General features: G+C 67.9%; 27 protein-coding genes. All 27 read right to left on the reverse strand.

Annotated features, from left to right (window positions below):
* Window positions 1–22: 22 nt before the first annotated feature.
* Window positions 23–2,158 carry a putative bifunctional diguanylate cyclase/phosphodiesterase gene (locus tag ACYKG1_RS09920; protein ID WP_100472192.1) on the reverse strand — a complete coding sequence of 712 codons (2,136 nt, stop codon included), beginning with the start codon at window positions 2,156–2,158 and terminating at the stop codon, window positions 23–25.
* Between the two features lie 164 nt (window positions 2,159–2,322).
* Window positions 2,323–3,114 (reverse strand): flagellar biosynthetic protein FliR, encoded by a 792-nt coding sequence (gene fliR, locus ACYKG1_RS09925; RefSeq protein WP_049397365.1) that lies wholly within the window; start codon window positions 3,112–3,114, stop codon window positions 2,323–2,325.
* A 14-nt stretch (window positions 3,115–3,128) separates the two neighbouring features.
* Window positions 3,129–3,398 (reverse strand): flagellar biosynthetic protein FliQ, encoded by a 270-nt coding sequence (locus tag ACYKG1_RS09930; RefSeq protein ID WP_100472194.1) that lies wholly within the window; start codon window positions 3,396–3,398, stop codon window positions 3,129–3,131.
* Between the two features lie 76 nt (window positions 3,399–3,474).
* Window positions 3,475–4,254 carry a flagellar type III secretion system pore protein FliP gene (gene fliP, locus ACYKG1_RS09935; RefSeq protein WP_100472195.1) on the reverse strand — a complete coding sequence of 260 codons (780 nt, stop codon included), beginning with the start codon at window positions 4,252–4,254 and terminating at the stop codon, window positions 3,475–3,477.
* A gap of 1 nt (window position 4,255) precedes the next feature.
* Window positions 4,256–4,654 carry a flagellar biosynthetic protein FliO gene (fliO, locus tag ACYKG1_RS09940; protein WP_171956126.1) on the reverse strand — a complete coding sequence of 133 codons (399 nt, stop codon included), beginning with the start codon at window positions 4,652–4,654 and terminating at the stop codon, window positions 4,256–4,258.
* A gap of 17 nt (window positions 4,655–4,671) precedes the next feature.
* On the reverse strand, window positions 4,672–5,007 hold the full coding sequence (gene fliN / locus ACYKG1_RS09945; RefSeq protein WP_005409543.1) for a flagellar motor switch protein FliN: 336 nt from the start codon (window positions 5,005–5,007) through the stop codon (window positions 4,672–4,674).
* Window positions 5,004–6,008 carry a flagellar motor switch protein FliM gene (fliM, locus tag ACYKG1_RS09950; protein ID WP_014037106.1) on the reverse strand — a complete coding sequence of 335 codons (1,005 nt, stop codon included), beginning with the start codon at window positions 6,006–6,008 and terminating at the stop codon, window positions 5,004–5,006. Before fliM ends, fliN begins: the two co-directional genes overlap by 4 nt.
* Window positions 6,009–6,018: 10 nt before the next feature.
* Window positions 6,019–6,534 (reverse strand): flagellar basal body-associated FliL family protein, encoded by a 516-nt coding sequence (locus tag ACYKG1_RS09955; RefSeq protein ID WP_005416435.1) that lies wholly within the window; start codon window positions 6,532–6,534, stop codon window positions 6,019–6,021.
* 223 nt (window positions 6,535–6,757) lie between these two features.
* Window positions 6,758–7,933, reverse strand: a complete 1,176-nt coding sequence (locus ACYKG1_RS09960) for a flagellar hook-length control protein FliK (RefSeq protein ID WP_478472569.1) — start codon at window positions 7,931–7,933, stop codon at window positions 6,758–6,760.
* On the reverse strand, window positions 7,933–8,400 hold the full coding sequence (gene fliJ, locus ACYKG1_RS09965; RefSeq protein WP_100472198.1) for a flagellar export protein FliJ: 468 nt from the start codon (window positions 8,398–8,400) through the stop codon (window positions 7,933–7,935). The genes ACYKG1_RS09960 and fliJ overlap by 1 nt, the downstream gene beginning before the upstream one ends.
* 3 nt (window positions 8,401–8,403) lie before the next feature.
* Window positions 8,404–9,798, reverse strand: a complete 1,395-nt coding sequence (locus tag ACYKG1_RS09970; RefSeq protein ID WP_087922476.1) for a FliI/YscN family ATPase — start codon at window positions 9,796–9,798, stop codon at window positions 8,404–8,406.
* Window positions 9,795–10,436 carry a FliH/SctL family protein gene (locus tag ACYKG1_RS09975; protein ID WP_087922477.1) on the reverse strand — a complete coding sequence of 214 codons (642 nt, stop codon included), beginning with the start codon at window positions 10,434–10,436 and terminating at the stop codon, window positions 9,795–9,797. Before ACYKG1_RS09975 ends, ACYKG1_RS09970 begins: the two co-directional genes overlap by 4 nt.
* On the reverse strand, window positions 10,433–11,419 hold the full coding sequence (gene fliG, locus ACYKG1_RS09980) for a flagellar motor switch protein FliG (RefSeq protein WP_024958226.1): 987 nt from the start codon (window positions 11,417–11,419) through the stop codon (window positions 10,433–10,435). The genes ACYKG1_RS09975 and fliG overlap by 4 nt, the downstream gene beginning before the upstream one ends.
* Window positions 11,420–11,426: 7 nt before the next feature.
* Entirely contained in the window at window positions 11,427–13,073 is a 1,647-nt protein-coding gene (fliF, locus tag ACYKG1_RS09985) for a flagellar basal-body MS-ring/collar protein FliF (RefSeq protein WP_100472199.1), read from the reverse strand.
* A 13-nt stretch (window positions 13,074–13,086) separates the two neighbouring features.
* Entirely contained in the window at window positions 13,087–13,452 is a 366-nt protein-coding gene (fliE, locus tag ACYKG1_RS09990; RefSeq protein WP_014037113.1) for a flagellar hook-basal body complex protein FliE, read from the reverse strand.
* Window positions 13,453–13,529: 77 nt separating this feature from the next.
* Entirely contained in the window at window positions 13,530–14,258 is a 729-nt protein-coding gene (locus ACYKG1_RS09995; RefSeq protein ID WP_478472572.1) for a hypothetical protein, read from the reverse strand.
* A 185-nt stretch (window positions 14,259–14,443) separates the two neighbouring features.
* Window positions 14,444–15,949: a sigma-54 dependent transcriptional regulator gene (locus ACYKG1_RS10000; RefSeq protein WP_478472574.1), complete on the reverse strand. Its 1,506-nt coding sequence runs from the start codon at window positions 15,947–15,949 to the stop codon at window positions 14,444–14,446.
* The gene (locus ACYKG1_RS10005) at window positions 15,946–16,323 is read right to left on the reverse strand and encodes a response regulator (RefSeq protein ID WP_010485922.1); all 378 of its coding nucleotides are present in this window, start codon (window positions 16,321–16,323) and stop codon (window positions 15,946–15,948) included. Before ACYKG1_RS10005 ends, ACYKG1_RS10000 begins: the two co-directional genes overlap by 4 nt.
* Window positions 16,324–16,337: 14 nt before the next feature.
* Entirely contained in the window at window positions 16,338–17,747 is a 1,410-nt protein-coding gene (gene rpoN / locus ACYKG1_RS10010) for an RNA polymerase factor sigma-54 (RefSeq protein WP_478472575.1), read from the reverse strand.
* Window positions 17,748–18,068: 321 nt separating this feature from the next.
* Window positions 18,069–18,701, reverse strand: coding sequence for a response regulator (locus ACYKG1_RS10015; protein ID WP_005413261.1), 633 nt, complete (start codon window positions 18,699–18,701; stop codon window positions 18,069–18,071).
* Between the two features lie 92 nt (window positions 18,702–18,793).
* A complete protein-coding gene (locus ACYKG1_RS10020) occupies window positions 18,794–19,372 on the reverse strand; it encodes a PilZ domain-containing protein (protein ID WP_478472577.1) in 579 nt (192 codons plus the stop codon).
* Window positions 19,369–19,662 (reverse strand): hypothetical protein, encoded by a 294-nt coding sequence (locus tag ACYKG1_RS10025; RefSeq protein ID WP_100472204.1) that lies wholly within the window; start codon window positions 19,660–19,662, stop codon window positions 19,369–19,371. The genes ACYKG1_RS10020 and ACYKG1_RS10025 overlap by 4 nt, the downstream gene beginning before the upstream one ends.
* Window positions 19,659–20,075, reverse strand: a complete 417-nt coding sequence (gene fliS, locus ACYKG1_RS10030) for a flagellar export chaperone FliS (protein WP_005416447.1) — start codon at window positions 20,073–20,075, stop codon at window positions 19,659–19,661. The genes ACYKG1_RS10025 and fliS overlap by 4 nt, the downstream gene beginning before the upstream one ends.
* A 127-nt stretch (window positions 20,076–20,202) precedes the next feature.
* A complete protein-coding gene (fliD, locus tag ACYKG1_RS10035) occupies window positions 20,203–21,621 on the reverse strand; it encodes a flagellar filament capping protein FliD (RefSeq protein ID WP_100472205.1) in 1,419 nt (472 codons plus the stop codon).
* 440 nt (window positions 21,622–22,061) lie between these two features.
* Window positions 22,062–23,240, reverse strand: coding sequence for a flagellin (locus tag ACYKG1_RS10040; protein WP_100472206.1), 1,179 nt, complete (start codon window positions 23,238–23,240; stop codon window positions 22,062–22,064).
* Window positions 23,241–23,325: 85 nt separating this feature from the next.
* The gene (locus tag ACYKG1_RS10045) at window positions 23,326–24,516 is read right to left on the reverse strand and encodes a flagellin (protein ID WP_100472207.1); all 1,191 of its coding nucleotides are present in this window, start codon (window positions 24,514–24,516) and stop codon (window positions 23,326–23,328) included.
* A gap of 72 nt (window positions 24,517–24,588) precedes the next feature.
* Window positions 24,589–25,809 (reverse strand): flagellin, encoded by a 1,221-nt coding sequence (locus tag ACYKG1_RS10050; protein WP_478472580.1) that lies wholly within the window; start codon window positions 25,807–25,809, stop codon window positions 24,589–24,591.
* Window positions 25,810–25,992 lie beyond the last annotated feature (183 nt).

Raw genomic sequence — 25,992 nt, forward strand, 5'->3', positions numbered from 1 at the left:
CCCATCCGCGCATGGCGGGGAGCTACCGGGGGGCGCTATCGCTGGGCGGTGGGCTCTGCGCCAGCTCCACCCGCGGCCGCGGCAGGTCGTGGAGCTGCATGAAGCGCGCCGCATCGACCGGGCGGCCCAGCAGGTAGCCCTGCAGGTAGTCGCAGCCCAGCCGCTCCAGGTAGGCGCGCTGGGCGGCGGTTTCCACGCCCTCGGCCACGATGTCCATGTCCAGCGCATGGCCCAGTGCCACGATCGCCGAGACGATCACCACGTCCTCGGCGCTGTGTTCCAGGTCGCGCACGAACGCGTGGTCGATCTTGATTTCGGTGGACGGCAGCCGTTTCAGGTAGAGCAGGCTGGAATAGCCGGTTCCGAAATCATCGATGGAGATGCCCACGCCCAGCGCCGACAGTGCCTGCAGCAGGCGAAGGCTGGTGTCGGTGTCGCGCATCACCGTGCTTTCGGTGATCTCCAGTACCAGCTGCCGGGGTGCGATGCCATGGCGTTCGATCACCGCGCGCACGTCCTGCAGCAGGTGTGGCGAACTGAACTGCACCGGCGACAGGTTCACCGACATCGACCAGCCTTCGTGGCCGGCATCGTGCCAGCGCCGCAGCTGCTGGCAGGCCTGGTCGAGCGCCCAGCGGCCGATGTCGTTGATTGCGCCGCTGCGCTCGGCCAGGCGGATGAAGCGGTCGGGCGGGATCAAGCCGTGTTCCGGATGGCGCCAGCGGATCAACGCCTCGGCGCCGGCCACTTTCTGCGTGGCCACGCGGATCTTCGGCTGATAGTGCAGGAACAGCTGGTCGCTGCCGATGGCGCGGCGCAGGTCGGCCAGCAGCCGGAACTGCTGCTCGGCGCTGTCGTTCATCCAGTCGGCGAACAGCACGAAGGCGTTGCGTCCGGATTCCTTGGCCTGGTACATCGCCGCGTCGGCGAAGGCCATCAGCTGGCGTTCGCTGGCGGCGTGGTCCGGGCAGATCGCCACGCCGATGCTGGCGGTCACCTGCAGCTCGTTGTCCGGCAGCAGCGGGCCGCTGCCCACAGCCTGCAGGATGCGCCGGGCCAGGGTCGGCAGGTCCTCGTCGTGCTCGATGCGCACCACCAGTACGAACTCGTCACCGCCCAGCCGGGCCAGCAGGTCGTGCGGGCGCAGCAGCTGGCGGGTGCGCTCGGCCACCGCCACCAGCAGGGCGTCACCGGCCTGGTGGCCATAGGCATCGTTGACCTGCTTGAAGCCGTCCAGGTCCATGAACATCACCGCGAAGCGGTTGCCGCCCTGTTCGGCCTCGGCCAGGGCCTGCACGATGCGCCGCTGCAGCAGCAGGCGGTTGGGCAGGCGCGTGAGCGGATCGTGCAGCGCGGCCTGGGTCAGTTCCTGCTGGGCATCGGTCAACGAGGTGCTCAGCATCGAGTTGCGCAGCCGCAGCAGCTGCGCCTCCACCCGCTGGTCCAGCCACGAGACCACCAGCACCACGGCCAGGATCGCCACGGTCAGCACCACCACCAGCATGGCCAGCCACTCGTTCTGCAGGCCATCGCCGACCGCCGCCCCGCAGATGCTGCCCTCCGGGAAGCGCGCGGCGGCCATGCCGGTGTAGTGCATGCCGACGATGGCCAGTCCGAGCAGGCCCGCCGCTGCCAGGCGATCACCGATGCGGGTGCGCTGGGCGCGCAGGCGGAAGGCCACGTACAGCGCGGTCCACGAGGCGGCCACGGCAACCATCAGCGAGAACAGCAGCCAGCCCGGGTCATAGTCGATGCCCGGCTGCATGCGCATGGCGGCCATGCCGACGTAGTGCATGCCAGCGATGCCGGTGCCCATCAGGAGCGCGCCGCCGGCCAGCCGCGAATGGGGCAGGGTGCGCAGCGAGACCAGCCACAGTGCGAACACCGACGAGGCGATGGCAAGGGCAAGCGAGAGCAGGGTGATGGGGAGGTCGTAGCCCAACGGAATGGGCAGGTCGAAGGCCAGCATGCCGATGAAGTGCATCGACCAGATGCCCAGGCCCATGGCGAATCCGCCCCCCAGGCGCCACCACCAGGCCGCGCCCCTGCCCGGGGCGGTCACCGTGCGCCCGGCCATCGCCAGCGCGGTGTACGAAGCCATCACGGCGACCAGCAGCGAGATCGCCACCAGCCATGGGTTGTACGTGCCTACCAGCATTCGTCAGTCTCCCGGACCTGCCTGTCGACGGAAACCACGGTGGGGCATGCATGAGGCAGGCCGACGCAGGGCGCCGGCCACGTGCGGCATCCCCCCGGTTGCCGCGCATTCACTCTAACGCGCTGACCGGGGGGGACTTCAAGCGGCAATTCGTGATGATCGGCTCAGTGTGTGACCGCGTCCGCAGCCTGGAAGGCGGCGTCGAACAGGCGCTGTACCGGCGGCCCCATTTCCCCGGCCAGCAGGGCCAGCAGGAACAGGCCCAGCAGCAGCGAGACCGGCAGGCCCAGCTGGATCGGATTCAGCGCAGGCGCGGCGCGCGCCAGCACGCCGAAGGCCAGGTTCACGGCCAGCATCGCCACAGTCAGCGGAATGGCCAGCGTCAGTGCGCCGCGCAGCACGGTCAGCAGGAAGGTCGGGGCGATGCTGAAGAAGGCATGCGGGTCGGGCAGTGGCGCACCGATGGGCAGCGCGCGGTAGCTGTCCACCAGCAGCGAGATCAACGCGAGGTGGCCGTTGGCGGTGAAGAACAGCAGGCCGAACAGCAGGTAGAACCACTGGCCGATCACGCCCGAAGTGCCACCGCGCAGCGGATCGCTCATCTGCGCGAAGGCCAGGCCGGTGCCCTGGGCGATCAGTTCGCCGGCCATCGCACCGGCTTCGAACACCAGCCGCAGCAGAAAGCCGATGGAAACGCCGATGGCCAGTTCGCGGGCGATGGTCAGCACGGTGGCGGCATCGAAGCCGGTCCAGTCCGGTACCGGTGGCAGCAGCGGCGCCAGCGCGATGGCCAGCGTGCCGGCCAGTACCACGCGTACCCGCGAGGGTACCGCGCGGGTACCGACCATGGGCATGGCCATGGCCACCGCGCCGATGCGCAGCATGGTCCACAGCACGGTGCCGATCATGCCGAAGGCCTGCAGGCCGTCGGCAGCCATCTGGGTGGCGGCGTCCATCGAGGCGCGTATCCCTAGCCGATCAGGTGCGGAATGCGCTGGAACAGCAGCGTGGTGAATTCAACCAGGTGGCCGATCAGCAGGCTGCCCAGCGCGAACAGCACCGCGGTCAGCGCCGCCGCCTTGGCGACGAAGGCGATGGTTGGTTCATTGAGCTGGGTGGCGGCCTGCACGACACCGACCACCACGCCCACCACCAGTACGGTGAGCAGCAACGGGCCGGCCACCCACAACACGGCGATCAGGCCGCCACGCAGTTCGGTCAAGGCAAGTTCGGGAGACATCGTTCTTCCATCGATAGCGCCAGGCCATGCCCGGCGATGCTTTTGTAGAGCCGAGCCATGCCCGGCTGCCTCCCGGTCACGCCGGATTGAAGCTCGCTGCCAACGTGCCGACAGTCAGCACCCAGCCATCCACCAGCACGAACAGCAGGATCTTGAACGGTGCCGACACCAGCATCGGCGACAGCATCATCATGCCCATCGACATCAGCACGCTGGCCACCACCAGGTCGATGATCACGAACGGGATGAAGATCAGGAAGCCGATCTCGAAAGCGGTCTTCAGTTCACTGGTGACGAACGAGGCGACCAGCACCGGGAACGGGATCGCATCGGGGCTGGCGTAGGTGCCGTGCCCGGCGATGCCGGCGAAGGTCATCAGGTCGGTTTCGCGGATCTGCGCCAGCATGAATCCGCGCAGCGGCTGCGTGGTCAATGTCCAGGCGGTCTGGAAGTCGATGTCACCGTTGAGATAGGGCGCCATGCCCGCGCTCCACGCCTTGTCCCAGGTCGGCATCATCACCATCGCGGTGAGGAACAGGGCCAGGCCCAGCAGTACCTGGTTGGACGGCGTCTGCCCGGTACCCAGCGCCTGGCGCAGCAGGCCCAGCACGATGATGATGCGGGTGAACGAGGTCAGCACCAGCAGCATCGACGGGATCAGGGTGATCGCCGTCATCAGCAGCAGGGTCTGCAGCGGCAGGCTGACCGGCGCACCCCCGATCTTGCCGACGTTGATGTCCGGCAGCGGGGTGGTCGGTGCGCCGGGCGCGGCGAACGCCAGTGCCGGCAACAGGCACAGGGCGAGCATCAGCAGCCACGGCATCAGGGTGGCAAGACGGGTACGGGTGACACGCATGTCAGGGATCCTTGCGCAGCCGCTGCTGCAGCAGCTGGGCGAAATTCGGCAGGTTCTTGAAGTCCGGCACGCGCACCGGCGCCGGTGGCGGCAACGGTTCGGGCAGGGTATGCAGGGTGTTGATGCCGCCGGCAGTGACGCCCAGCAGCAGTTGCTGGCCGTTGACCTCCACCACCACCACGCGCTCCTTGGCGCCGACGCTGAGGCTGGCCACCAGCTTCATGCCTTCGGCCGGGCGGAAGCCGCTGCCGGGCATGCGCTTGAGCAACCAGCCCAGGCCGATCACCAGCGCCAGCACCGCCAACAACGCCAGCACCGCACCGAACAGGCTGGGTGCAGCGGCCGCGTGCTGGCCGACCTGTGGGCCGATCGGCGCGGCGGCCTTGCCGACCGCCAGCAGGGTGGAGGCCAGCAGGTTCAACGCAGTCTCCGGATCCGCTCGCTCGGGCTGACCACGTCGGTCAGGCGCACGCCGAAGCGGTCATTGATCACCACCACTTCGCCGTGGGCGATAAGGGTGCCGTTGACGAACACGTCCAGCGATTCGCCGGCTCCGCGCTCCAGCTCCACCACCGAACCCTGGTTGAGCTGCAGCAGGTTGCGGATCGGCAGCCGGGCACGACCGACTTCCAGCGACAGGGTCACCGGCACGTCGAGGATCACGTCCAGGTTCAGGTCCGGGCCGTTCGCCTCATCGGCCTGCAGGCTGCTGAACTGGGCCGGGGTCGGTTCGAGGGCGTCGATATCGTTCATTGCGGGTCTTCCTGGATGACGGGTACGCGCGGGCGGGTGCCCGGCGGATGGGTAGCGGTGATCTTCACGGCGTTCATGCCGTTGGCGATGCCGAACTCGCCGGTGAATACCGGGATGTTCTCCACGCACAGCGGCACCTGCGGGCTCAGGTCGATCGGCAGGATGTCGCCGACCTTCAGCTGGGTCAGGTCGCGCAGGGTCATGCGCTTGCTGGCCAGTACGCTGGACAGGGTGACTTCGGCGATGTTGAGCTGTTCACGCAGGGTCTTGCCCCAGCTCTCGTCGCGGTCGTTGCGGTCGCTCTGGATGCCGGCGTCGAGCAGTTCGCGGATCGGTTCCAGCATCGAGTACGGCAGGGTGACGTGGATGTCGCCGCCACCGCCGTCGAGCTCGACGTGCAGGCGGCACACCACCACGTACTCGCGCGGCGTCACGATGTTGGCGAAATGCGGGTTGATCTCCGAATTGATGTACTCGAAGTCGACGTCCATCACCGGTGCCCACGCTTCGCGCAGGTCGGCGAAGGTCTGCTTCAGCAGCAGGTGGATCACCCGCATTTCGGTGGCCGTGAACTCGCGGCCTTCGATGCGGGTGGGGTAGCGCCCGTCGCCGCCGAAGAAGTTGTCGACGATGGCGAACACCAGGGTCGGCTCGAACACGATCAGGCCGGTGCCGCGCAGTGGCTTGAAGCGGATCAGGTTCAGGTTGGTCGGTACATACAGCGAGTGCATGTAATCGTTGAACTTGATCAGTTCGATGCCGCGCACCGACAGCTCGGCCGAGCGGCGGATCAGATTGAACAGGCCGATCCGCCACAGGCGTGCGAAGCGCTCGTGGACCATTTCCAGGGTCGGCATGCGACCACGGATGATGCGGTCCTGGCTGGCGAAGTCGTACGAACGCGCTTCGCCTGACGGGGGTTCCGCATCGGTCTCGACCGCGCCACTGTCCACGCCGTGGAGCAGGGCATCGATCTCGTCCTGGGACAGCAGATCATTCATCGGTGGGCCCTTACTGGGTCACGAAGCTGGTGAACAGCAGATCGTCGGCGCCGTTGCTGCCGGTCTCGGCCTTGAGCACCTTCTGCACCTCGGCCAGTGAGGCCGCCTGCAGCTTCTGCTTGCCGGCGACATCGGCGATCTGGTCCGGGCTGACCTGCGAGAACAGCATCAGCAGGCGCGCACGGATGGCCGGGGCATGGGTCTTGATCGCCTCCAGCGCGGCCGGGTCGCGGGTCATCAGCTGCACTTCCAGCTGCAGGTAGCGCGGGCCGTCGACCGGGCCGTTGAGGTTGACCACGAACGCCGGGTCCAGCGCGAAGTACTGTGCCGGGGCCGGGGTGGCGCTCTTCTTTGGGGCCTGCGCGGTCTTCTCTTCGTGCTTGGACTGGGTGAAGAACCACACGCCGCCACCAGCGGCAGCGGCGGCCAGTACGGCCACCAGTGCGGTGATCAGGATCGGACTACGCGGCTTGGCGGCCTTGTCCTTCTCGGCGGTCTTCTTGGTTTTGTCAGCGGCTGCGGCCACGGGGTGAAGCTCCTGAGGGTTGCTTCACCGGGATATGCAAGGGGTGTGCCGAAGGCGGGGCAGTGGGGTGCGACGGAATTCCGTCGGGGTGCCGGTGGGGCCGTGCGGAGCAGGCTCCGCACCCACCAGCGCGATACTGGCAGGTGCGACTCTACTGCCCCGGTTCCCTGGCGGGTGCCAACCGCCCCGCTCTGGTGGGTGCCAACCTTGGTTGGCACGCCTGTCAGGCGTAGGCGTCCAGCAACCCGCGCTGGCGGATCAACTGTGCGGACGACACGCTGGCGTCGCCCGGCGTCGGTTCTCCGTCGCCGGCCATGCCGCCGCCACCGGGCTGACCCGATGCAGTGCCGCCACCACCGGGCGCCTGGTGGCCGACATCGGCGTGGGCCAGCTGGAAGCCCTGTTCGCCCAGCAGCTCGCGCAGGCGCGGCAGGCTGCTCTCCAGTGCCTGGCGCACGTCCACGTGCGGGCTGCTGAAGCTGGCATGCACCTTGTCGCCGTTCAACTGCAGGCGCACATCGACCGGTCCCATGTCGTCGGGGCTCAGGCGGATGTGGGCGTGGCCGATCTTCTGGTCGGCCAGCCAGCCCAGGCGCGCGCCGATGGCCTGATCGAAGCCGTCATCACCCAGCACGGGCTTCGGCGTGGGTTCGCCATCGAAGATCGCATTGCCGGTGGCGAGCGCGGCCTTCAGGTCCTGCACGGCGGCGGTGGCCAGTCCATGCAGCAGCGGTGCGCTGGCGCGGTCGCCAAGGGGCGCCACGTCGCTGCTTTCGCCACGCTCGCTGCGCTTGCCGGGCAGGATGATCTCCGGCAGTGGCAGCGCGGTGGCGTCGTCAGCGTTGCTCGCCGCCGGCCTGTTGTCGGTCGCCGCTGGGGCTGCGGCCGCCGCCGCTGCCGGGTTGGCTGCAGGCAGTGCCGGGTTCGCGGCCGGGGTAGCGGGCAACGCCGGGCCGTTGCTGGCAGGCAGGGGCGCAGCTGCGCTGGGCAGCGCGGCGGCCGGATCGGCAGGCGCCGGCATCGCCAGCACCAGGCCGGCCAGGCCGAGCGGTGGCCACGGCGCATCGTCGGTCGCGGCGGGCTTGTCCTTGTCGGTACCGGGACCCGCAGGGGCCGCGGCAGCGGGCGGTTGCGGCGGCGTTTCTACGGTTGTCGCTTCGGCGTCCGCGTTGCGTTCACCCGGTGCCTGGCCCTTGCTGTCGGCGGTCGACGGCTGGCCCGGCGTGGATGGCGTCGTCGCCGGCGTGGTGGCGCTGCCGGCAGGGGCGGGTGCCGACGCGGCGCCGCTCTGCAGCAGCTGGCTGAAGTCCTTTCCGCCTTCGCTGCGCGAGGCGCGCGCGGCACTGTTGCTGGTGGTGGGCGTGGCCGGGTTGGCACTGCTGGCGAGCGGAGCGGGCATCACGAGCGGCCTCCCTGCTCGGCGCCGTCCTGGTCTTCGGCCTGCACCAGGCGTGCACGCCGCGCACCAATGTCGTCCATCTCGCGCTGGTCGCGGCGGTCGGTCACCACCTTTTCCTGCGCGCGGTAGCTGGCGGCCAGCTGCTCCAGCACCGCCTTGTCACGGCTGGCCAGGATCAGGCGGGCGCGCTCGGCCTCTACTTTTTCGCGGTTGCCGTCGACCGTGGCCTGCTGCTGTTCGACCGCGCTGTCCAGGCGATCAAGGAAGGCGCGACGGTTCAGCAGCTGCGCCGGGCTGGTCGCGGCCATCTGCGCGTTCGCATACTCCTCGGCATAGCGGCGCAGTTCGTCCAGTCGCGATAGATGGGTGTCGAGCACGCGCTGGCGTTCGGCCAGGTCGCGGGCGACCGCGTCCTCGTGTTCCTGGGCCCGCTTGAGCAGGGGATCGATGCGCTTGGACTGGTTCATGGCTTAACTCTCTTGTTCCACCAGGCGCTGCAGCGCCGCCTGGCTGTGCGGGAGATCTGCGGCCTTGGCAACGTCCTGGCCGAGGAACTCCATGATTTCCGGCCAGCGTTCCAGGGCTTCGTCGGTGGCCGCGTCGTTACCACGCTGGTAGGCACCGATCGCGATCAGGTCACGGTTGGCCGAGTACGCCGAGACCAGTCGCTTCAACTTGCGGATGCGCAGGCGCCACGGTTCGTCGGCGATTTCCGTGACCACGCGGCTGACCGAGGATTCGACGTCGATGGCCGGGTACAGGCCGCTGTCGGCCACCCGGCGCGAGAGCAGGATGTGGCCATCGAGGATCGCGCGCGCGGCGTCGGCGATCGGATCCTGCGGATCATCGCCTTCGGTCAGCACCGTATAGAAGGCGGTGATCGAGCCACGGCCCTTGGCGCCGTTGCCGGCACGCTCGACCAGCGCCGGCAGCTTGGCGAACACCGACGGCGGGTAGCCGCGGGTGGTCGGCGGTTCGCCCACCGACAGGCCGATCTCGCGCTGCGCCTGGGCGAAGCGGGTCAGCGAGTCCATCAGCAGCAGTACGTTCAGGCCCTGGTCGCGGAACCACTCGGCGATGGCGGTGGCACGATAGGCGCCGTGCAGGCGCGCCAGCGGCGGCCGGTCGGCGGGGCTGGCGACCACCACGGCGCGGCGCAGGCCTTCCTCGCCCAGCGTGGTCTCGACGAAATCGCGGACTTCGCGGCCGCGTTCACCGATCAGGCCGACCACGATCACGTCGGCGGCGGTGTAGCGGGTCATCATGCCCAGCAGCGTCGACTTGCCGACGCCGGAACCGGCGAACAGGCCAACACGCTGGCCGCGTCCGATCGGCAGCAGCGCGTTGATCGCGCGCACGCCCACGTCCAGCGGCTGGGTGATCGGTTCGCGCGCCAGCGGGTTGATCGAGACGCCGGCCATGCCGACATGCCCTTCGGCGCGGATCGGGCCCTTGCCATCCAGCGGCACGCCGTCGCTGTCGATGACGCGGCCGAGCAGGCCTTCGCCGACTTCCACGCCACCGCGTCGCGCCGACGGTACCACCCGCGCGTTGGGCAGCAGCCCGTGCAGCTCGGCGCTGGGCATCAGATAGGTGCGCTCGCCGGCGAAACCGACCACTTCGGCATCGACCCAGCCACCATCGACCACTTCCACCTTGCAGCTGGCGCCCAGCGGCGCTTCGCAGCCGACCGCTTCCAGGGTGAGGCCGACCGCGCGGCGCAGTACGCCCTCGCGGATCAGGCCGCGACCATGCGCGGTATCCACGCGCAGGCCATCCAGGCGGCTGGCCAGGCGCAGGTTGCGGGCCACGGCCCAGTCGGCCGCTGGCGCCGGTTGCGGCGCGGCTTGCGATTCCGGGCTCATGCGCCTGCTCCGGTCTGGCGGATCACCGCGTCCAGCGCGCCGCGCAGGCGGGCTTCCAGGGTGCCGTCGATGCGCACCGCTTCAGCGTGCACGCGCAGGTCGCCACGGCTGAGGCTGGTATCGGGTACCAGACGCTGCGCCGGCGACAGGTTCAGCAGCGGGGCGAGGGCGGCGATGTCATCCGGGTGCAGCCGCACTTCCACCTCGCGGGTGCTGCCGCCGACCGCGTCGATCGCTTCACCGACCAGCTGTGCCAGCAGTGCCGGCTCGGCTTCGTAGGCGCGGCCGACCAGCGCGCCGGCGATGCGCACGGCCAGTTCGCCGAGTGCGCCGACCACTTCGTTCTCCAGCCGCACCAGCGGCCGGCTGAAGTTGTCCAGGATGCCTTCGATCTGCGCGGCGAGGCGACGCACCTCGGCCTGGCCCTGGCCGTAGCCGTCGGCATGGCCCTGGTCGAACCCTTCCTTCTCGGCGCTGTCCTGGATGGCCTGGATTTCTTCCAGGGTGGGCAGCTGCAGCGGCGGCTCCGGTTCGTGTTCCGGGTCCGGCTCGGTGAGTTCGAACGCATCCTCCTGATCCAGCGCCGGTTCGGGCTGGGCCAGCAGGTCCGGGGCAAGCCAGCGCACGACGTTGCTCACAGCATGGCCTCCGCGCTGCCACCGATGGTGACGGTGCCTTCATCGGCCATGCGCTTGACGATGGCCAGGATCTCGCGCTGCGCGCCTTCCACGTCGGACAGGCGCACAGGGCCGCGGGCTTCCATGTCTTCCAGCAGGATTTCGGCCGCGCGCTGCGACATGTTGCGGGTGATCTTGTCGCGCACCTTGATGTCGGCACCGCGCAGGGCCAGGCCCAGGCGTTCGCCGCTCACCTCGCGCAGCACCAGCTGCATCTCGCGGTCGTCCAGGTCGACCAGATCGTCGAACACGAACATCAGGTCCTGGATGCGGTTGCTCAACGGCGCGTCGATACGGGCGATCTCGCCCAGGATCGCCTGGTCCTGGCCGCTGTCCATGAAGTTCAGGATATTGGCCGCGCACTGCACGCCGCCGATGTTGGACGACTTCAGGTTCTGGTTGCCGGCGAACTGGCGCTCCATGATCTCGTTGAGTTCATTGAGCGCGTTCGGCGGAATGCCGTCGAGGGTGGCGATGCGCAGCAGCACGTCCACGCGGGTACGGTCGGGCAGCAGCTTCAGCGCGTCGGCGGCCTGGTCGGTTTCCAGATGCGCCATCACGATGGCGATGATCTGCGGGTGCTCGTTGCGCACCAGGTCGGCCACCGCACGCGGGTCCATCCACTTCAGTGCGTCCAGGCCGGTGGTGTTGCGGCCGAGCAGGATGCGGTCGATCAGGTTGCCGGCCTTCTCGCTGCCCAGCGCCTGCACCAGCATGTTGCGGATGTAGTCGTCCGAGCCCACGCCCAGCGAGGTCTTCGAGCCCAGCTCCTGGCCGAACTGGTCCATCACCCGTTCCACCTGCTCGCGGGTGATGTCGGTCATGGTGGCCATGGCGATGCCGATCTTCTGCACCTCCTTGGGTTCCATGTGGCGCAGCACTTCGGCCGCGTCCAGCTCACCCAGCGAAAGCAGCAGTACGGCGGCGCGCTGCACGCCAGTCAATGCGGCCTCAGTCATTGGCCACCCAACCCTTGACCACCTGGGCCACGCGCTTGGAGTCGGTCTTCACGGCTTCACGCGCCATCCGCAGTCGTTCCTCATATGAATCCACCGGCAGGGCCAGCGTATCCGGCCCGCCCAGGCTGGCCCGGTCGGCGCCCAGCGCCGGCAGCGGGATGCCATCGTCATCGACCAGCTGCACGTCCGCGGTGTGCGGTTCCAGTGCCTGTTCGTCGTTCTTCTTCCCCTGGCCGGTGATCGCGCGCAGCGCCGGGCGCAGCACGCCGAACAGCAGCGCCAGCACCACCACCGCGCCCAGCAGCATGCGGCCGGCATCGTGCACCCACGGCAGTTCCCACCAGGCCGGCCCTTCGACCGGCGTGGTGTCACGCACGAACGGGGCATTCATCACCGACACGGTGTCGCCACGCTCGGCGTTGAATCCGACGGCCTGCTTGACCAGCGCTTCGACGCGGGTCAGTTCGGCAGCCGACAGCGGCTGCGGGCTGACCTTGCCGTTGGCACCGGCGCGCGGCACGTTGTCCACCAGCACCGCCACCGAGACGCGCTTGATGCGGCCGGCCGGCTGGCGAGTGTGCTGCAGGGTGCGGTCCAGCTCGTAGTTGCGGGTCGCGTTCTTGCTGCTTTCGGTCGGGGCCTGCGCGGTGGCCGGCGCGGCCTGCTGGCCCGGCGGGCTGTTGCTGGTCGCGCCCGGCACACCCTGCGGACCCGGCGTGCTGGTGGTGTTCTCGCTCATCTGCTCGCTGCGCAGCTTCTGCGGCTCACCGTTGTAGAGTTCGCGGGCTTCCTCGGTCACCGAGAAATCCATGTCCACACTGACTTCCGGATTGACGCGGCCCGGGCCTGTCATCGGTTCCAGCAGTTCGCGGATGCGCTGGTTGAACGAGGTTTCCTGGCGTCGCACCTGCTCGAACTGGGCGGCGTTGACCGCCGCCTCGCTGTTCGGATCGGTGATGCTGAGCATGCGCCCGCTCTGGTCGACCACGGTCACCCGTTCCGGGGCAAGGTCCGGAATGCTGGCCGCGACCATGTGCACGATGGCGTCCACCTGGCTGCGTTCCAGCTGCTGGCCGCCACGCAGTTCCAGCGTCACCGAGGCGCTGGCCACGTCACGCTGGCGGGTGAAGGCGCTGGGCTTGGGAATGGCCAGGTGCACGCGCGAATCACGCACCGGGCGCAGCGTGTTGATGGTGCGCGACAGCTCGGTTTCCAGCGCATGCTGGTAGCGCGCGCTTTCCACGAACTGGCTGACGCCGAAGCCCGGGTCGCGTTCCATCAGTTCGAAGCCGAGCTTGCCGCTGTCGGTCAGGCCCGAGCCAGCCAGCTTCAGGCGGGCGTCGTGCAGGTTCTTTTCCGGCACGGTGATGCCACCGGTGGCCGGGTCGAGCGCGAACGGAATCTGCGCGGCGCGCAGCAGGTCGGTCGCTTCAGCGGTCGCCTTCTGGTCCAGGCCGGTGTACAGCGGGACCATGCCCGGCTTCTGCGACCAGAAGAACACGGACAGGCCTGCCGCCACCGCCACTGCGATCATCGCCATCAGGCCCAGCCGACGGGTGATCTGCAGACTCTGCAGGCGGTCGAACCATTGCCCGGCCTTCTCGGCGTTCAGGCTGTCCTTGGAGAGCGTCAGTGCCATGCGTCAACGTTCCTTACAGCGGCATGTTCATCACGTCCTGGTAAGCCTGGACGAGACGGTTGCGGACTTCCACGGTGGCGCGGAAGGCGATCTGGGACTGCTGCGAGGCGACCATCACCTTGGCCAGGTCGGCGCTGGGGTCGCCCATTTCGAAGGCCTTGGCGAGGGCGCCGGATTTCTGTTGCGCGTCGTTGACGCCGGCAATCGCACCACGCAGGGTTTCGGTGAAGCTGGCCGGCTGCACCTGCGGCGCATCCAGCACCGTGCCCGGCAGGGCATTGCTGCGCGGCGTTTCGCCCAGCGGGTTGAGCGCCGGCTGTCCCATCTGGGTCTGATAGGAGCGGATCTGCGAAAGGATCGAGGTGACGGAGTGGGACATCTGCAACGGTTCCAGATACAGGGATGGGGTTGTCTGCTGGAACCAGTGCAAGTGCCGTGCCGAAACCGGTTTTCGATTCAGTGAAGTGAGGAGGTTGGGAGCGTGCTGGCGGGGCTGCGCCCTGCACCCGCAGAGGCAACGGCAACGTCAAAGGCGGGCTGTCCGTGGGGTGGCGGAGTGGGTCCGGTTGCGGGGGACGCCGTAAATCCGTCCCTGGAGGCTCGGTCGCGCCATCCATGGCGCTCACGCCCCCGTAACCGGACCCACCCCGCCTTCGACAGTTGGCCGCGATCTGTTGGAACCTGTTGCTGATGGTGGGTGCCGACCGTTGGCCGGCACGGGCGCTTACCGCATTGGCGGCGCCATTTATCCGGCGTCGGTTTTCCGGCCTGCGGCTGCAGGGTCCAGCGGCCGGAATTCTGGCGCTGGCGCGGCGCGATGGGGCCGTCGTGCTGGGTGTAGATGAAGCGGCCCTGGTGGTCGGTCTGGCAGGTCAACAGCAGGCTGTAATGGGCGCGGCCGGCCGGGTGGGCTTCGGTCATCCGGATTTCGGCGATATGCGGGGCCAGGCGCTGGTAGCGGTAGCTGCCGCCGATGCGCAGCTCGGTGCCGAGGATGTCCAGCACGTACTGGTTGCCGGCAAAGCTGACCTGCACCATGCGCCCGGCATTCGGGTTGTCGGGTGCGTACAGCGGATCGCTGAGGTTGGTGAACTGGCGTTGGTCCAGCGTGGCGGGCACGGTGCAGTTGGCAGCGATGGCAATGCCGGGGCTGAGCAGGACGGCAAGCAGGGGGATGCGGTGCATGGTAGGGCCTCCTTGGGGTGTCCTTGCCATGCTCCGCAGCGCGGCGGCGTTGTCTCTAGGAAAACGTGCAAATGAAACGGGGTCAGATCCCTTTCCTGCGGAAAGGCATCTGACCCCAGGCACTGGAAACACCAACGCCCGGGCAAGCCCAGGCGTTCGTGCCCCCTTCATGCTGGTAACGCGGTTCAGCCGGCCAGTTCGGCCTGCTCGCGTTCGATGCCGTACTTGCGCAGCTTTTCCACCAGTGTGGTGCGGCGCAGGCCGAGCAGTTGCGCGGCGTGGGCGACCACGCCCTGGGTGCGCTCCAGAGCTTCGTTGATCAGGCCCAGTTCGATGCTGGCCATGTGGTTGCGCAGGTCCAGGCCGTCATCGGGCAGTGCCGCCGGGGTGGCAGCGCGATTGACCGCGATGCCGTGCTCCAGTGCCGGCTGGCTGCCGCTGCCCGGGGTGTGGAACGAGAAGCTGCGCAGGTCCAGGCGTTCTTCGCTGGCAACCGGCGCTGCCGGTGCCGGTGCGGCCACCGCTGCCAGTGCCGCATCGCCGCGGTAGCGGGCCGGCAGGTCCTGCACGCGCACCGAGCCACCCGGATGCAGCACCGCCAGGCGCTCGACCAGGTTGGTCAGCTCGCGCACGTTGCCCGGCCATTCGTAACCGGCCAGGGCCTGCAGGGCTTCCGGGGTGAAGCGCACTTCGCCACGGCCGGTGCGGGCCAGCTGCGCGGCGATGGTTTCCACCAGCGCCGGCAGGTCCTCGCGGCGCTCGCGCAGGGCGGGCACGTCGATCGGGAACACATTGAGGCGATAGAACAGGTCCTCGCGGAACTTGCCTTCGGCGATGCGGGTTTCCAGGTCGCGATGGGTCGCGGCCACGACGCGCACGTTGCAGCGGATGGTCTGGTTGCCACCAACGCGCTCGAAGCTGCGTTCCTGCAGAACGCGCAGCAGCTTCACCTGCATTGGCAGGCTCATGTCGCCGATTTCGTCGAGCAGCAGGGTGCCGCCCTCGGCCATTTCGAAACGGCCCTTGCGGGCGGTCAGCGCACCGGTGAAGGCGCCCTTTTCGTGTCCGAACAATTCGCTTTCCAGCAGGTCGGCCGGAATGGCGCCGCAGTTGATCGCCACGAACGGGCCATCGCGGCGCGGCGAGCGCTGGTGGATCGCGCGCGACACCACTTCCTTGCCGGTACCGGATTCGCCCAGCACCAGCACGGTGGTGTCGAACGCGGCCACCTGTTCGATCATGGTGCGCAGTTCGGTCACCGCCGGGCCGTTGCCGGTCGGGCCCTGGTCCTGCGCGGCGCCGGCCTGGTGCTCGGCATCCAGGCGCTTGAGGCTGGCGCGGCGCAGCAGGGCTTCCATCTGCGCATGGCGCAGCGGCGTTTCCAGCGGCCAGATGTTGGCTTCGTGCAGGCCGTGCTGCTGGGCAAACGCAGTGGCATCACCATCGGCCAGCAGCACCGGCGGCGGCAGGCTGCTGCCGCCCAGCCAGTGGTACAGCGCGGTGCTGGCGGCGCTGTCGTCCAGGCTGCCGACGATCACGGCCATCCAGTCGTTCTGGCGCTGGCGGCCCAGGTCGAAGTCGGCCGCGTCGGAAACCCAGCGCGGGTTGAAGTCCATGAATTCCAGCAGGGCAACGGTGCGCTCTGCGCGCACGGCGTCGTTGTCCAGCACCAGGATGCGCGATTCGCTCACGATCGATCCTCCCTGAGGCCTTCCAGGATCGGCATGACTTCCTGGATGTAGGACAGCTTGCTGACAAAATTGTCGGCGCCGGCACGCAATGCGTGTTCGCGGTGCTCGGCGTCGTCGAAGTGGCTGGCGATCACGATGTACGGTGCATCGTCCTGCGACTTGATCAGGCGGGTGGCCTGCAGGCCGCCCATTTCCGGCATCGCAAGGTCCATCAGCACCACCTGCGGGCGCAGTGTTTCCGAGCGTTCGATCGCTTCCAGGCCGTTGCCGGCACTGCCGACGATCTGCAGCCAGTCGATCTTGCGGAAATGGCGCATCGCCGCGTTGATGAAGCCCTCGTGGTCATCGACCAGCAGGACCGTGAGCTTGTTCATGTCCAACATCCTTTTCAGCCCACCCGGGCCAGCTGGGGTTGCCTGGCGCTGAGCCGGCGCCGTTCGCGGGCCGGGGCGATATCCAGTTGTTCTCGGTATTTTGCGACGGTTCGGCGGGCAATGTTCACCCCCTGGCGTGACAGCAGGCCGGCAATGGCCTCGTCGGCCAGCGGCCGGCCGGCCGGTTCGGCGTCGATCAGGCGGCGGACCATGGCCTTCACCGCCTGGCCGGAGACGCTGGCGCCTTCCAGGCGCACGGCGAAGAAGTGCTTCAGTTCGAAGGTGCCGCGCGGGGTCTGCAGGAACTTGCCGGTGGTGATGCGCGAGACGGTGGACTCGTGCATGCCGATTTCCTCGGCCACTTCCTTCAGGGTCAGCGGGGCCATGGCCTCTTCGCCACGGACAAGGAAGGCGGCCTGGCGCTCGACGATCACCCGCGCGGTGCGCAGCAGGGTGTCGTAGCGCATCGACAGGCCGCGGCTGAACCAGCGCGCCTCCTGCAGCATCTCGCGCAGCGCCGGCGCGGCTTCGCTGGTTTCGGCCAAAGCCTGTTCGTACTGGCTGTTGATCGACACGCGGCGGCTGGTGGCCGGGTTCAGGGCGACCTTCCACTGCCCATCGGCATGCCAGGCGACCACGTCCGGCACCACCACGGCGTTGCGTTCCGGCAGCAGGCTGTCGCCGGGGCGCGGCTGCAGCGAGAGGATCAGGCGCACCGCTTCGCGCACGTCGTCGATCTCGGCGTCGTGCTGGCGGGCGAGGGCGGGGTAGTCGTGGGCGGCCAGCGCGTCGAGCGCGCCCTCCAGGATGCGGCCGGCAAGATGGCGGGCCGGCACCACGCCGTGCAGGCTGCGCAGCTGTGCCTGCAGGCCTTCGCGCAGGTCCTGCGCGGCCATGCCGGCGGGCTCGCCATGCAGCAGCTGCTGGCGGATGGCTTCCACGCCGTCAGCGGCGATGTCGAACTGGGCGCTGGCCAGCAGCTGCAGCTGGGCCAGCGGCGCCTGCAGGTAGCCGGCTTCATCGCAGTGGTCCAGCCAGAACGCGGCCACGGCCAGCTGGCGGTCGTCCATGTCCAGCGACAGGCGCTGCAGCACGCGAAGCTGCGGGTCGGTCGATTCGCCGGCGGCGATGCGTGCCATGCGGTCGTCGTCGCCGTCCTGCCAGCTGGCACCGGCCACGTCCCACATCGACGACTCGGGCAGCTCGTCGAAGGCGGCAGTGTCGAGGGTGGTGGCACTCGCTTCGGTGGCCTCGGCCGCGGGCGCTTCGGCCTCTTCGATCTCCAGCAGCGGGTTGGAGTCCAGCAGGCGCTGGATTTCCTGCTCCAGGTGCAGGCCATCGAGCTGCAGCAGCCGGATCGACTGCAGCAACTGCGGGGTGAGGTGAAGTTGTTGGCCCAGCTGGGTCGAGAGTGCTGCCTTCATCGTGGTTCCCCGGCACCGCTCCCCGGCGCCTTGTGGAACGCATCTTGCTTTTGATCCGGCGGGGGCGGAATCGGGGGGTTCCTGAGGGCTTTCGTGGATATCCCGACAGGATGTAAGGGTTTCCCCTACATCGGCGCGGGATGTTGACGAAGATCACCGCCAAGTTGTTGATTCGTGGTGCCGGATCGACCCTGTCCTGGGCGCGCCGTGTACGGATTCCTGTCAGGGCCTGTCAGGGTGACGGGAATTCGTCGCCGATGCAGGGTGTCGCGGGGTCAGATCCCTTTCCCGTGGAAAGGGATCTGACCCCGATACCGGCGCTTACTCGAGCTCGTGCTGGTGGCGCGCGGCCAGCAGCAACAGGTCATTGGCGCGCCGGCAGCCCAGCGACTCCATCATGCGTGCACGGTGGGTCTCCACCGTCTTGACGCTGATGCCGAGATCGGCGGCGATTTCCTTGTTGCTTTCACCCTTGCCGATGCGGCGCAGGATCTCGCGCTGGCGTGGCGACAGCGCGGCGATGCCGGTGGGCTTCTCGCGGCCCAGCATGGGTGCAAGCATCTTGGCCGAGATCTGCGGGCTCAGGAATACCTGGCCGGCATGCGCAGCGCGCAGCGCCAGTTCCAGCTCCTGCGGTGCCGCATCCTTGACCACGAATCCAACCGCGCCACGATCCAGCGCGTCGCGTACGTGCGCGGCATCGTCGTGCATGGTCATCATCACCACCCGGGTACCGGGCGCGCGCAGCCGGATGTCGCTGAGTGCTTCCAGGCCAGTGCGGCCGGGCAGCGAAAGATCCATCAACACCACGTCCGGTGCGTGCTGCAGGGCCAGCTGCAGTGCCTGTTCGGCGTTGCTGGCCTCGGCGACCAGCTGCACGTCGGCAAACCCCTGCAGCAGCCGCGCCAGGCCGGCGCGGACGAGGGTGTGATCGTCGACGATGAGAACTCGCACAGGCACGCAACGGATCCGTGTAGGGGAGTCCACCTTAACTTAGCTGAACGGGCGCGCCAAGGGTCGGCCGTGCAGTGCCGGGGTGGCGGGTTTCAACGCGCGCGGCGCGCCTCGGCCACCTGGCGGCGGTGCAGGCGGAACAGGTGCCGCTCCATCGCCATCTCCAGGCCATCGCCCAGGCGCTGGAAGCGCAGCCACAGGAAGTGGCCGCCACTGCCGTCGGCCGCCTCGGCGATGACTTCCACCGGCAGGTCGATATGGTCGGGCAGCCAGTCGCTGGGCTGCAGGCGCACCACGCCGGCCTGGCCGGGGGTGGCGCTACTGCGCGGGCCCAGCTGCAAGCGGATGCCACGGCGCGACCAGCGCACCGGGCGCAGGGTCAGCTCCTGGGCCTGCTGGCGAACCAGCCGGCCGAGCAGCACCATCGCCAGGTCCAGCTTGGCTTCCAGGCGCTGCAGCTGCAGGCTGGATTCGTTGCGTTCGTCGTGTTCGTCGACGCGGCTGTCCTCGACCAGCGCCAGGCTGCGCAGCAGGCCTTCGGCACTGCTGGTGCGGCCGGCCGCGCTGCCCGCCTGGAATTCGGCGGGCAGGGCCAGTTCGCAGCTGAGCGTCTCGTCGAACAGCTCGCTTTCGGCCGGGTGGTGCAGCGAGGTGGTCGGCAGCGAGGTCATGCCAGCGATTCTGCCTGCAGGTAGGCATGCGCCGCGCGAAGGGAGCGCTGGCCGTCGTTCATCAGTGCGGCCACGGCATCACGGCGCTGGCGCAGCAGGCCGAGCAGATTCTGCTGGCGCTCGAACAGGCCGGTCAGCGGAGCGTGGTCGGCGGCGGTCAGCGGCTGGCTGAGCAGGGCGTGCAGGGTGCTGTCGTGGCCGTCGAGCAGGCTGTCGGCCTGGTCGAGGGAGTCTTCGCCCAAGGCCTTCTCGAAGGCATCCAGCTGTGCATGCAGTTCGTGCAGGCTCATGGTGCCACCGCGGCCGGGCGGCGCTGTTCGTGCGGGATCGCATTCCAGGCGCTGTCGATCTCGCCCAGCAGCTGCAGTGATTCATCCAGCGCGGCACGGTCGTTGTGCAGGTTGGCCTCGGTCAGGCGCTGCAGCACGTAGTCATAGAGTGCTGACAGGTTGCCGGCGATCTCGCCGCCGGCCTCATGGTCCAGCGAGCCGTTGAGGTGGCCGACGATCGCGCAGACTTCGCCGATGGCCTTGCCCTTGCCGGCCTGGTCGCCACGCTCGAGGCTGGCCAGGGCGCGCCGCACGCGCTCCAGCGCACCGGCCAGCAGCATCGCCACCAGCTTGTGCGGATCGGCATCGGCGACCGCACTGGTCACTCCTACCTGGCGGTACTGCTCGGCATATTGACGGCTGGAACCGTACATTCGTGATTCTCCTTGCGCGGGGTGCCGCCGGTGATCGTGGGGATCGGTGCCGACGGCGCGGCGATGATTGCTGTTGCGTCCGTTATCGGTGCGTTGCGCGGCAAACTTGAGTGCCGCGCACGCATCGTCAGCGGTTCAACTGTGCCAGCTGCTGCTGCAGCGCGGTATTGCTCTGCTGCAGCTTGCCCATCAGGCTGTCCAGCGCCAGGAACTGTTTCTTGTAGCGCTCTTCCACGCTCTTCATGCGCGTGTCGAGGTCCTTGCGGCGCTTGTCGATGTTGTCCAGCGTGGTGTTCAGGCCCTTGGTACGGGCGACGAACGCGCCCTCCTTGCCGACCGTGGTGCTGACGTAGCCATCGACCATGGTGTAGAGCGTGCCCGCACCGCCGGTGTCGCCGGTAATCGCCGAGCGGATCTTTTCAGGCTGGCTGGCCAGTGCCGCGGCAAACTTGGTGGTGTCCAGCACCAGGGTGCCGTCGGCGTTGGGATAGCCGCGCGTCTGCAGGCCCAGCACCTTCGGGTCCAGGCCGTCGGCGGATAGTTCCTTCAACACGCCCGACATCACCGAGCGCAGCTGGCTGGAGGCGCCACGCATCTGCGCATCGCCGGTCAAGGTGGCCGCTTCCTTGGTCTTGGCGTCGTACTTGGTTTCGGTATTGATCGCCGCGATCGCCGCGTTGTAGGCGGTCACGAACTCCTGCATGACCTTGGTTGCGGCGGCCGTGTCGGTACTGATCACCACCGTGCTCTTGCCGGGAACCTTGAGGTTCAGGGTCAGGCCCGGCACGGCATCGGTCACCGTATTGCTGGCACTGACCACCTTCACGCCGTCGATGGTCAGTTCGGCGTCCGCTGCAGGCGTGTTCTCTTTCAGGCTGCCGACCAGCGCGCCCAGCTTGGGGTCACTGCCCGCATACTCCAGCTTGATTGCATTGGCGGCACCGGTCTTTTCCTGGGCGATCGACAGGTACTGGTTGTCGCCGGAGCTGATCAGCGTCGCCTGCACGCCTTCCTTGCGGCCCGCGGCATCGATCTTGTTGCGGATGGTGGTCAGCGTGTCGCCGTCCTCCACTGCCACGTTCATGGTCTTGGCCTTGTCGCCAACGCCAACGGTCAGCGTCAAGGTTCCGGCGCCGAAGGTGTCGGTCTTCGGGAACGAGGTGTCGGCAATCAGCTTGTGCGCGGTGGCGAGGGATTTCACTTCCACCTGGTGCGTGCCGTTGGAAGCCGCTGCCTTGGTCGTGCCGAGGTCGTACAGCGCTACCGACGCGGTCAGCACATCGTCGGCATTGTTGGGGCCGGACTTGCCGGTGGCGGTGACGGTGCGGGTGTCGAAGGCCGTGGTGGCCTTGAGCGCGGTCAGCGCGGTCTTCAGCTTGTCGAACGCCGCAGTGACGGTGCCGATCGACGACAGCTGCATCTTGGCCTTGGACTGCTGCAGGTTCAGCGCATTGTCGGCGGGCTTGCGGTCAGCTGCGACCAGCTGGTTGACGATGCTGGAAATATCCAGGCCCGAGCCAATGCCACCGTATCCAAAGTCTGCCACGTCGTTTCTCCTGGTATCCGGGCCTGGCCGCCATGCGGTGGCCCGTCGTCAACGAAAATAGCGGCCTGCGCCGCTGGGTCTTGAGGACTTCGTTGATGCATGTGCCGTGCCAGAGGTCTGGCGCAGGTTCTGGCACGCAGGTTGCAGGAGGGTTGGGGCAGGGTGCGGGTAGGTTCACCGCGGGCTGCCGGGAGTCTGCAAAAAGCCCTCCCCCAATGCAGGGGAGGGATCAGGCTACTGACAATCGGGGGGAGACGAAGCCGCCCGGTACGTACAGTCAAAGGTACAGCGCTGAAAGAGAGGTCCGCAGGAGCGGGCGATGCCAAGCCGGTTCGGGAGTGATCCCGGGCCGGGCATGGCCCGCGCCTTCGTGCATCGTGGCTTCCGGGTTGCCGCTACCGCCGGTTTGACCCGACGGTAGCGGCGCTTCTTGCCGTGGATCAGCGCAGCAGGCTGAGCACGCCCTGCGGCACCTGGTTGGCCTGGGCCAGCATGGCCGTACCGGCCTGCTGCAGGATCTGGGTGCGGGTCAGTTCGGCGGTTTCCTTGGCGAAGTCGGTGTCCTTGATGCGGCTGCGCGAAGCCGACAGGTTTTCCGACGAGGTCTGCAGGTTGGCCACGACCGAGGTGAAGCGGTTCTGGATCGCACCGAGGTCGGCGCGGGTGCTGTTGATCGCACCCAGGGCCTTGTCGACCACTTCCAGTGCCTGCTGGGCGCCGAGCACGGTGCTCACGTCCAGCTTCTGCACGTTGGCCGAGGTGTCGGTGCCGGCGGTGTAGGCGCCCGCAGCCGCCGCGGTGCCCCAGGTCTTGGCGGTCGCGTCGTAGTCGCTGCGCATCAGGGCGATATCGGCGGTGGCGACAGCCTTGCCTTCCTTCACCGAGCTCAGCTTCAGGGTGCCGTCGGCATTGGCTTCGGCGTAGATGCCGGCCTCGCCGATCTTGGCGTTGATGGCGGTGGCGACGGCCTTGGAGGCATCCGCCGTGGTGGCGCCGGCCTTCACTTCAACCGTGCCGATGTCCACGCCCATCACAGTACCGGAGAAGCGCGCACCATCGGTGCTGGCAGTCAGGGCGGCAGTGGCGCCGGTGGCGAAGGTCGAGGTGCCCAGCGAGCCGGCCTTGGCATCGATGGTCTTGTCGATGGCGATGGCCTGGCCGGCGTTGGCGCCCACCTGGAACAGCTGGCTGGAGAAGGTGCCGTCCAGCAGCTTGGTGCCGTTGAAGTCCGACTGCTTGGCGACGCGGTCGATTTCCGAGACCAGCTGGGTCACTTCGGCCTGCAGCGCCTTGCGGTCGCTGGCCGAGTTGGTGGCGTTGGAGGCCTGCACCGACAGCTCGCGGACGCGCTGCAGGTTGTTGCCGATTTCGGTCAGCGAGCCTTCGGCGACCTGGGCCAGCGAGATACCGTCGTTGGCATTGCGGATGGCGACGTCGGTACCGCGGATCTGCGTGCCGAAGCGCTCGGAGATCGCCAGGCCGGCGGCGTCGTCCTTGGCGCTGTTGATGCGCGAACCGGAGGACAGGCGCTGGATGGTGGTAGCCAGCGAGCTGCCGCTGGTGCTCAGGTTGCGCTGAGCATTCAGGGACATGGTGTTGGTGTTGATGACTTGTGCCATGGTGCTTTTCCTTTGGCGAAGGTGGAACGTGTTTCAGGATCCGGGCGCCGCGTCATGCGGCGCCCGGGGTCGATCAGTGAGCGGATCAGCGCAGCAGGCTGAGCACGCCCTGCGGCACCTGGTTGGCCTGGGCCAGCATGGCCGTACCGGCCTGCTGCAGGATCTGGGTGCGGGTCAGTTCGGCGGTTTCCTTGGCGAAGTCGGTGTCCTTGATGCGGCTGCGCGAAGCCGACAGGTTTTCCGACGAGGTCTGCAGGTTGGCCACGACCGAGGTGAAGCGGTTCTGGACCGCACCGAGGTCGGCGCGGGTGCTGTTGATCGCACCCAGGGCCTTGTCGACGATTTCCATCGCCTGCTGGGCGCCCTTCACGGTGCTGACGTCCAGGTTGCTGGCGTACTTCGCAGCCGGCGCTGCAGCAGCGGTGGTGGCGGTGAAGGTCGGCGCGGTGGCGCCGGTCCAGGTGCCCGGAGTCGCGGTGATGGCCTTGAACGAGCCATCGGCGTTGACGCTGTCCTTGACCGAGGTCAGGGTCACGCCGGTGGTGCCGTTCACTTCAGCGTAGACGCCGGTCTCGCCGATCTTGGCGTTGATCGCGGTCACCAGCGCTTCACGCGAGGCCTTGCCGGTGGCAGCAGCATCGGCGCCCTGCTTGACCGAGACGTCGGCAATGGCCACGCCGTTGATGGACAGGCCGCTGGTGCTGAAATCAGCGTTGGTGCCCGGGTCGGCCAGGGCCAGCGAGTTGGTGTCGAACTTGGCGCCACCCAGGGCATTGGCCTTGGCATCGATGGTCTTGTCGATGGCGATGGCCTGGCCGGCGTTGGCGCCGACCTGGAACAGCTGGCTGGAGAACGAACCGTCCAGCAGCTTGGTGCCGTTGAAGTCCGACTGCTTGGCGACGCGGTCGATTTCCGAGACCAGCTGGGTCACTTCGGCCTGCAGCGCCTTGCGGTCGCTGGCCGAGTTGGTGGCGTTGGAGGCCTGCACCGACAGCTCGCGGACGCGCTGCAGGTTGTTGCCGATTTCGGTCAGCGAGCCTTCGGCGACCTGGGCCAGCGAGATACCGTCGTTGGCATTGCGGATGGCGACGTCGGTACCGCGGATCTGCGTGCCGAAGCGCTCGGAGATCGCCAGGCCGGCGGCGTCGTCCTTGGCGCTGTTGATGCGCGAACCGGAGGACAGGCGCTGGATGGTGGTAGCCAGCGAGCTGCCGCTGGTGCTCAGGTTGCGCTGAGCATTCAACGACATCGTATTGGTGTTGATGACTTGTGCCATGAGGAGAGGTCCTTGAGCGGTTGCACGTGAGTTGGGTTAGACGCCCCCGACGTGCCCCGGGGGCGGCTCATGTCAGCGCTGCAACAGGCTGAGCACGTTCTGCGGTACCTGGTTGGCCTGGGCCAGCATGGCCGTGCCGGCCTGCTGCAGGATCTGGGTGCGGGTCAGTTCGGCGGTTTCCTTGGCGAAGTCGGTATCGCGGATGCGGCTGCGCGATGCGGACAGGTTCTCCGAGGAGGTCTGCAGGTTGGCCACCACCGAGGTGAAGCGGTTCTGGATCGCGCCGAGGTCGGCGCGGACGCTGTTGACCGATTCCAGGGCCTTGTCGACGATCGACATCGCCTTCTGTGCGCCTTCGGCGGTGGTGACGTTCAGGTCCTTGACGAAGCTGGCCGTTGCACCGGTCAGGGTGCCGCCGTTGGTGCTGGTCTCGGTCAGGCCCAGGCCGGCGATGGTCGCGGCGGTGACGCCGGCCGGCGGGGTCGCCGCGCTGACACCCAGCGCGAAGGTCTGGCCATCCTTGACCGAGGCCAGGCTGATGACGCCGGCATTGACCGAGGCAACCACGCCGGTTTCACCCAGCTTGTTGTTGATCGCCGCCGCGGTGGCCGAGGTGATCGACTCGCCGGCCTTCACGGTGAAGTCGCTGATGGTGACCGTGGTGGCGGTGCCGCCCGGCGGGGTCACCGAGACCTGCAGGCCGGAATAGGTGGTGTCGGCGGTGGCCTTGTCGGCCGCTGCCAGGCTGGTGCCGGTGTAGCCGTTGGCGAAGGTGGCCGCGCCCAGCGAATCGGCTTTTGCGTTGACCACGCTGTTGATGGCGATGGCCTGGCCGGCGTTGGCGCCCACCTGGAACAGCTGGCTGGTGAAGCTGCCGTCCAGCAGCTTGGTGCCGTTGAAGTCGGCCTGCTTGGCGACGCGGTCGATTTCCGAAACCAGCTGGGTCACTTCCGCCTGCAGGGCCTTGCGGTCGCTGGCCGAGTTGGTGGCGTTGGAGGCCTGCACACCCAGTTCGCGGATGCGCTGCAGGTTGTTGCCCACTTCGTTCAGCGAACCTTCTGCGACCTGGGCCAGCGAGATGCCGTCGTTGGCGTTGCGGATGGCCACGTCCAGACCGCGGATCTGGGTGGTGAAGCGCTCGCTGATGGCCAGGCCGGCCGCGTCGTCCTTCGCGCTGTTGATGCGCAGGCCGGACGAGAGGCGCTGGATGGTGGTAGCGAGCGAGCTGCCGCTGGTGCTCAGGTTGCGCTGAGCGTTGAGCGACATCGTATTGGTGTTGATTACCTGTGCCATGGGGTCGTCTCCTCTTATATGGAACCCGTTGGTGAATGAAACGAAGCGCCGCCTGTTTTTTTGTGTGGCTGTGTGCTTCGCCGTTGCCAAATGAATAACGGCGCTTTGTCAACAACCTTTAGACGTGAATTCCGCTGGAGCAAAAATTCGCTGCCGGAGGCTGTTTTTCCGGGGTTTTCCAGC

The organism is Stenotrophomonas sp. 85239_Sma (genome assembly GCF_056481725.1).

What these genes read in the sequence shown, in the direction of transcription:
- ACYKG1_RS09960 (WP_478472569.1), bottom strand. Translation starts at nt 7,933, where the DNA reads ATGCCCGCTCCGCTCGCCAGCAGTGCCAACCCGGCCACGCCCACCACC.
- ACYKG1_RS09970 (WP_087922476.1), bottom strand. Translation starts at nt 9,798, where the DNA reads ATGAGCCCGGAATCGCAAGCCGCGCCGCAACCGGCGCCAGCGGCCGAC.
- fliN (WP_005409543.1), bottom strand. Translation starts at nt 5,007, where the DNA reads ATGAACGATATCGACGCCCTCGAACCGACCCCGGCCCAGTTCAGCAGC.
- fliE (WP_014037113.1), bottom strand. Translation starts at nt 13,452, where the DNA reads ATGTCCCACTCCGTCACCTCGATCCTTTCGCAGATCCGCTCCTATCAG.
- fliP (WP_100472195.1), bottom strand. Translation starts at nt 4,254, where the DNA reads ATGCGTGTCACCCGTACCCGTCTTGCCACCCTGATGCCGTGGCTGCTG.
- fliM (WP_014037106.1), bottom strand. Translation starts at nt 6,008, where the DNA reads ATGAATGATCTGCTGTCCCAGGACGAGATCGATGCCCTGCTCCACGGC.
- ACYKG1_RS09995 (WP_478472572.1), bottom strand. Translation starts at nt 14,258, where the DNA reads ATGCACCGCATCCCCCTGCTTGCCGTCCTGCTCAGCCCCGGCATTGCC.
- ACYKG1_RS10045 (WP_100472207.1), bottom strand. Translation starts at nt 24,516, where the DNA reads ATGGCACAAGTCATCAACACCAATACGATGTCGTTGAATGCTCAGCGC.
- ACYKG1_RS09930 (WP_100472194.1), bottom strand. Translation starts at nt 3,398, where the DNA reads ATGTCTCCCGAACTTGCCTTGACCGAACTGCGTGGCGGCCTGATCGCC.
- fliF (WP_100472199.1), bottom strand. Translation starts at nt 13,073, where the DNA reads ATGGCACTGACGCTCTCCAAGGACAGCCTGAACGCCGAGAAGGCCGGG.
- ACYKG1_RS10050 (WP_478472580.1), bottom strand. Translation starts at nt 25,809, where the DNA reads ATGGCACAGGTAATCAACACCAATACGATGTCGCTCAACGCTCAGCGC.
- rpoN (WP_478472575.1), bottom strand. Translation starts at nt 17,747, where the DNA reads ATGAAGGCAGCACTCTCGACCCAGCTGGGCCAACAACTTCACCTCACC.
- fliS (WP_005416447.1), bottom strand. Translation starts at nt 20,075, where the DNA reads ATGTACGGTTCCAGCCGTCAATATGCCGAGCAGTACCGCCAGGTAGGA.
- fliR (WP_049397365.1), bottom strand. Translation starts at nt 3,114, where the DNA reads ATGGACGCCGCCACCCAGATGGCTGCCGACGGCCTGCAGGCCTTCGGC.
- ACYKG1_RS10020 (WP_478472577.1), bottom strand. Translation starts at nt 19,372, where the DNA reads ATGACCTCGCTGCCGACCACCTCGCTGCACCACCCGGCCGAAAGCGAG.
- fliJ (WP_100472198.1), bottom strand. Translation starts at nt 8,400, where the DNA reads ATGAACCAGTCCAAGCGCATCGATCCCCTGCTCAAGCGGGCCCAGGAA.
- ACYKG1_RS10025 (WP_100472204.1), bottom strand. Translation starts at nt 19,662, where the DNA reads ATGAGCCTGCACGAACTGCATGCACAGCTGGATGCCTTCGAGAAGGCC.
- ACYKG1_RS10005 (WP_010485922.1), bottom strand. Translation starts at nt 16,323, where the DNA reads ATGAACAAGCTCACGGTCCTGCTGGTCGATGACCACGAGGGCTTCATC.
- ACYKG1_RS10040 (WP_100472206.1), bottom strand. Translation starts at nt 23,240, where the DNA reads ATGGCACAAGTCATCAACACCAACACCATGTCCCTGAATGCTCAGCGC.
- ACYKG1_RS09920 (WP_100472192.1), bottom strand. Translation starts at nt 2,158, where the DNA reads ATGCTGGTAGGCACGTACAACCCATGGCTGGTGGCGATCTCGCTGCTG.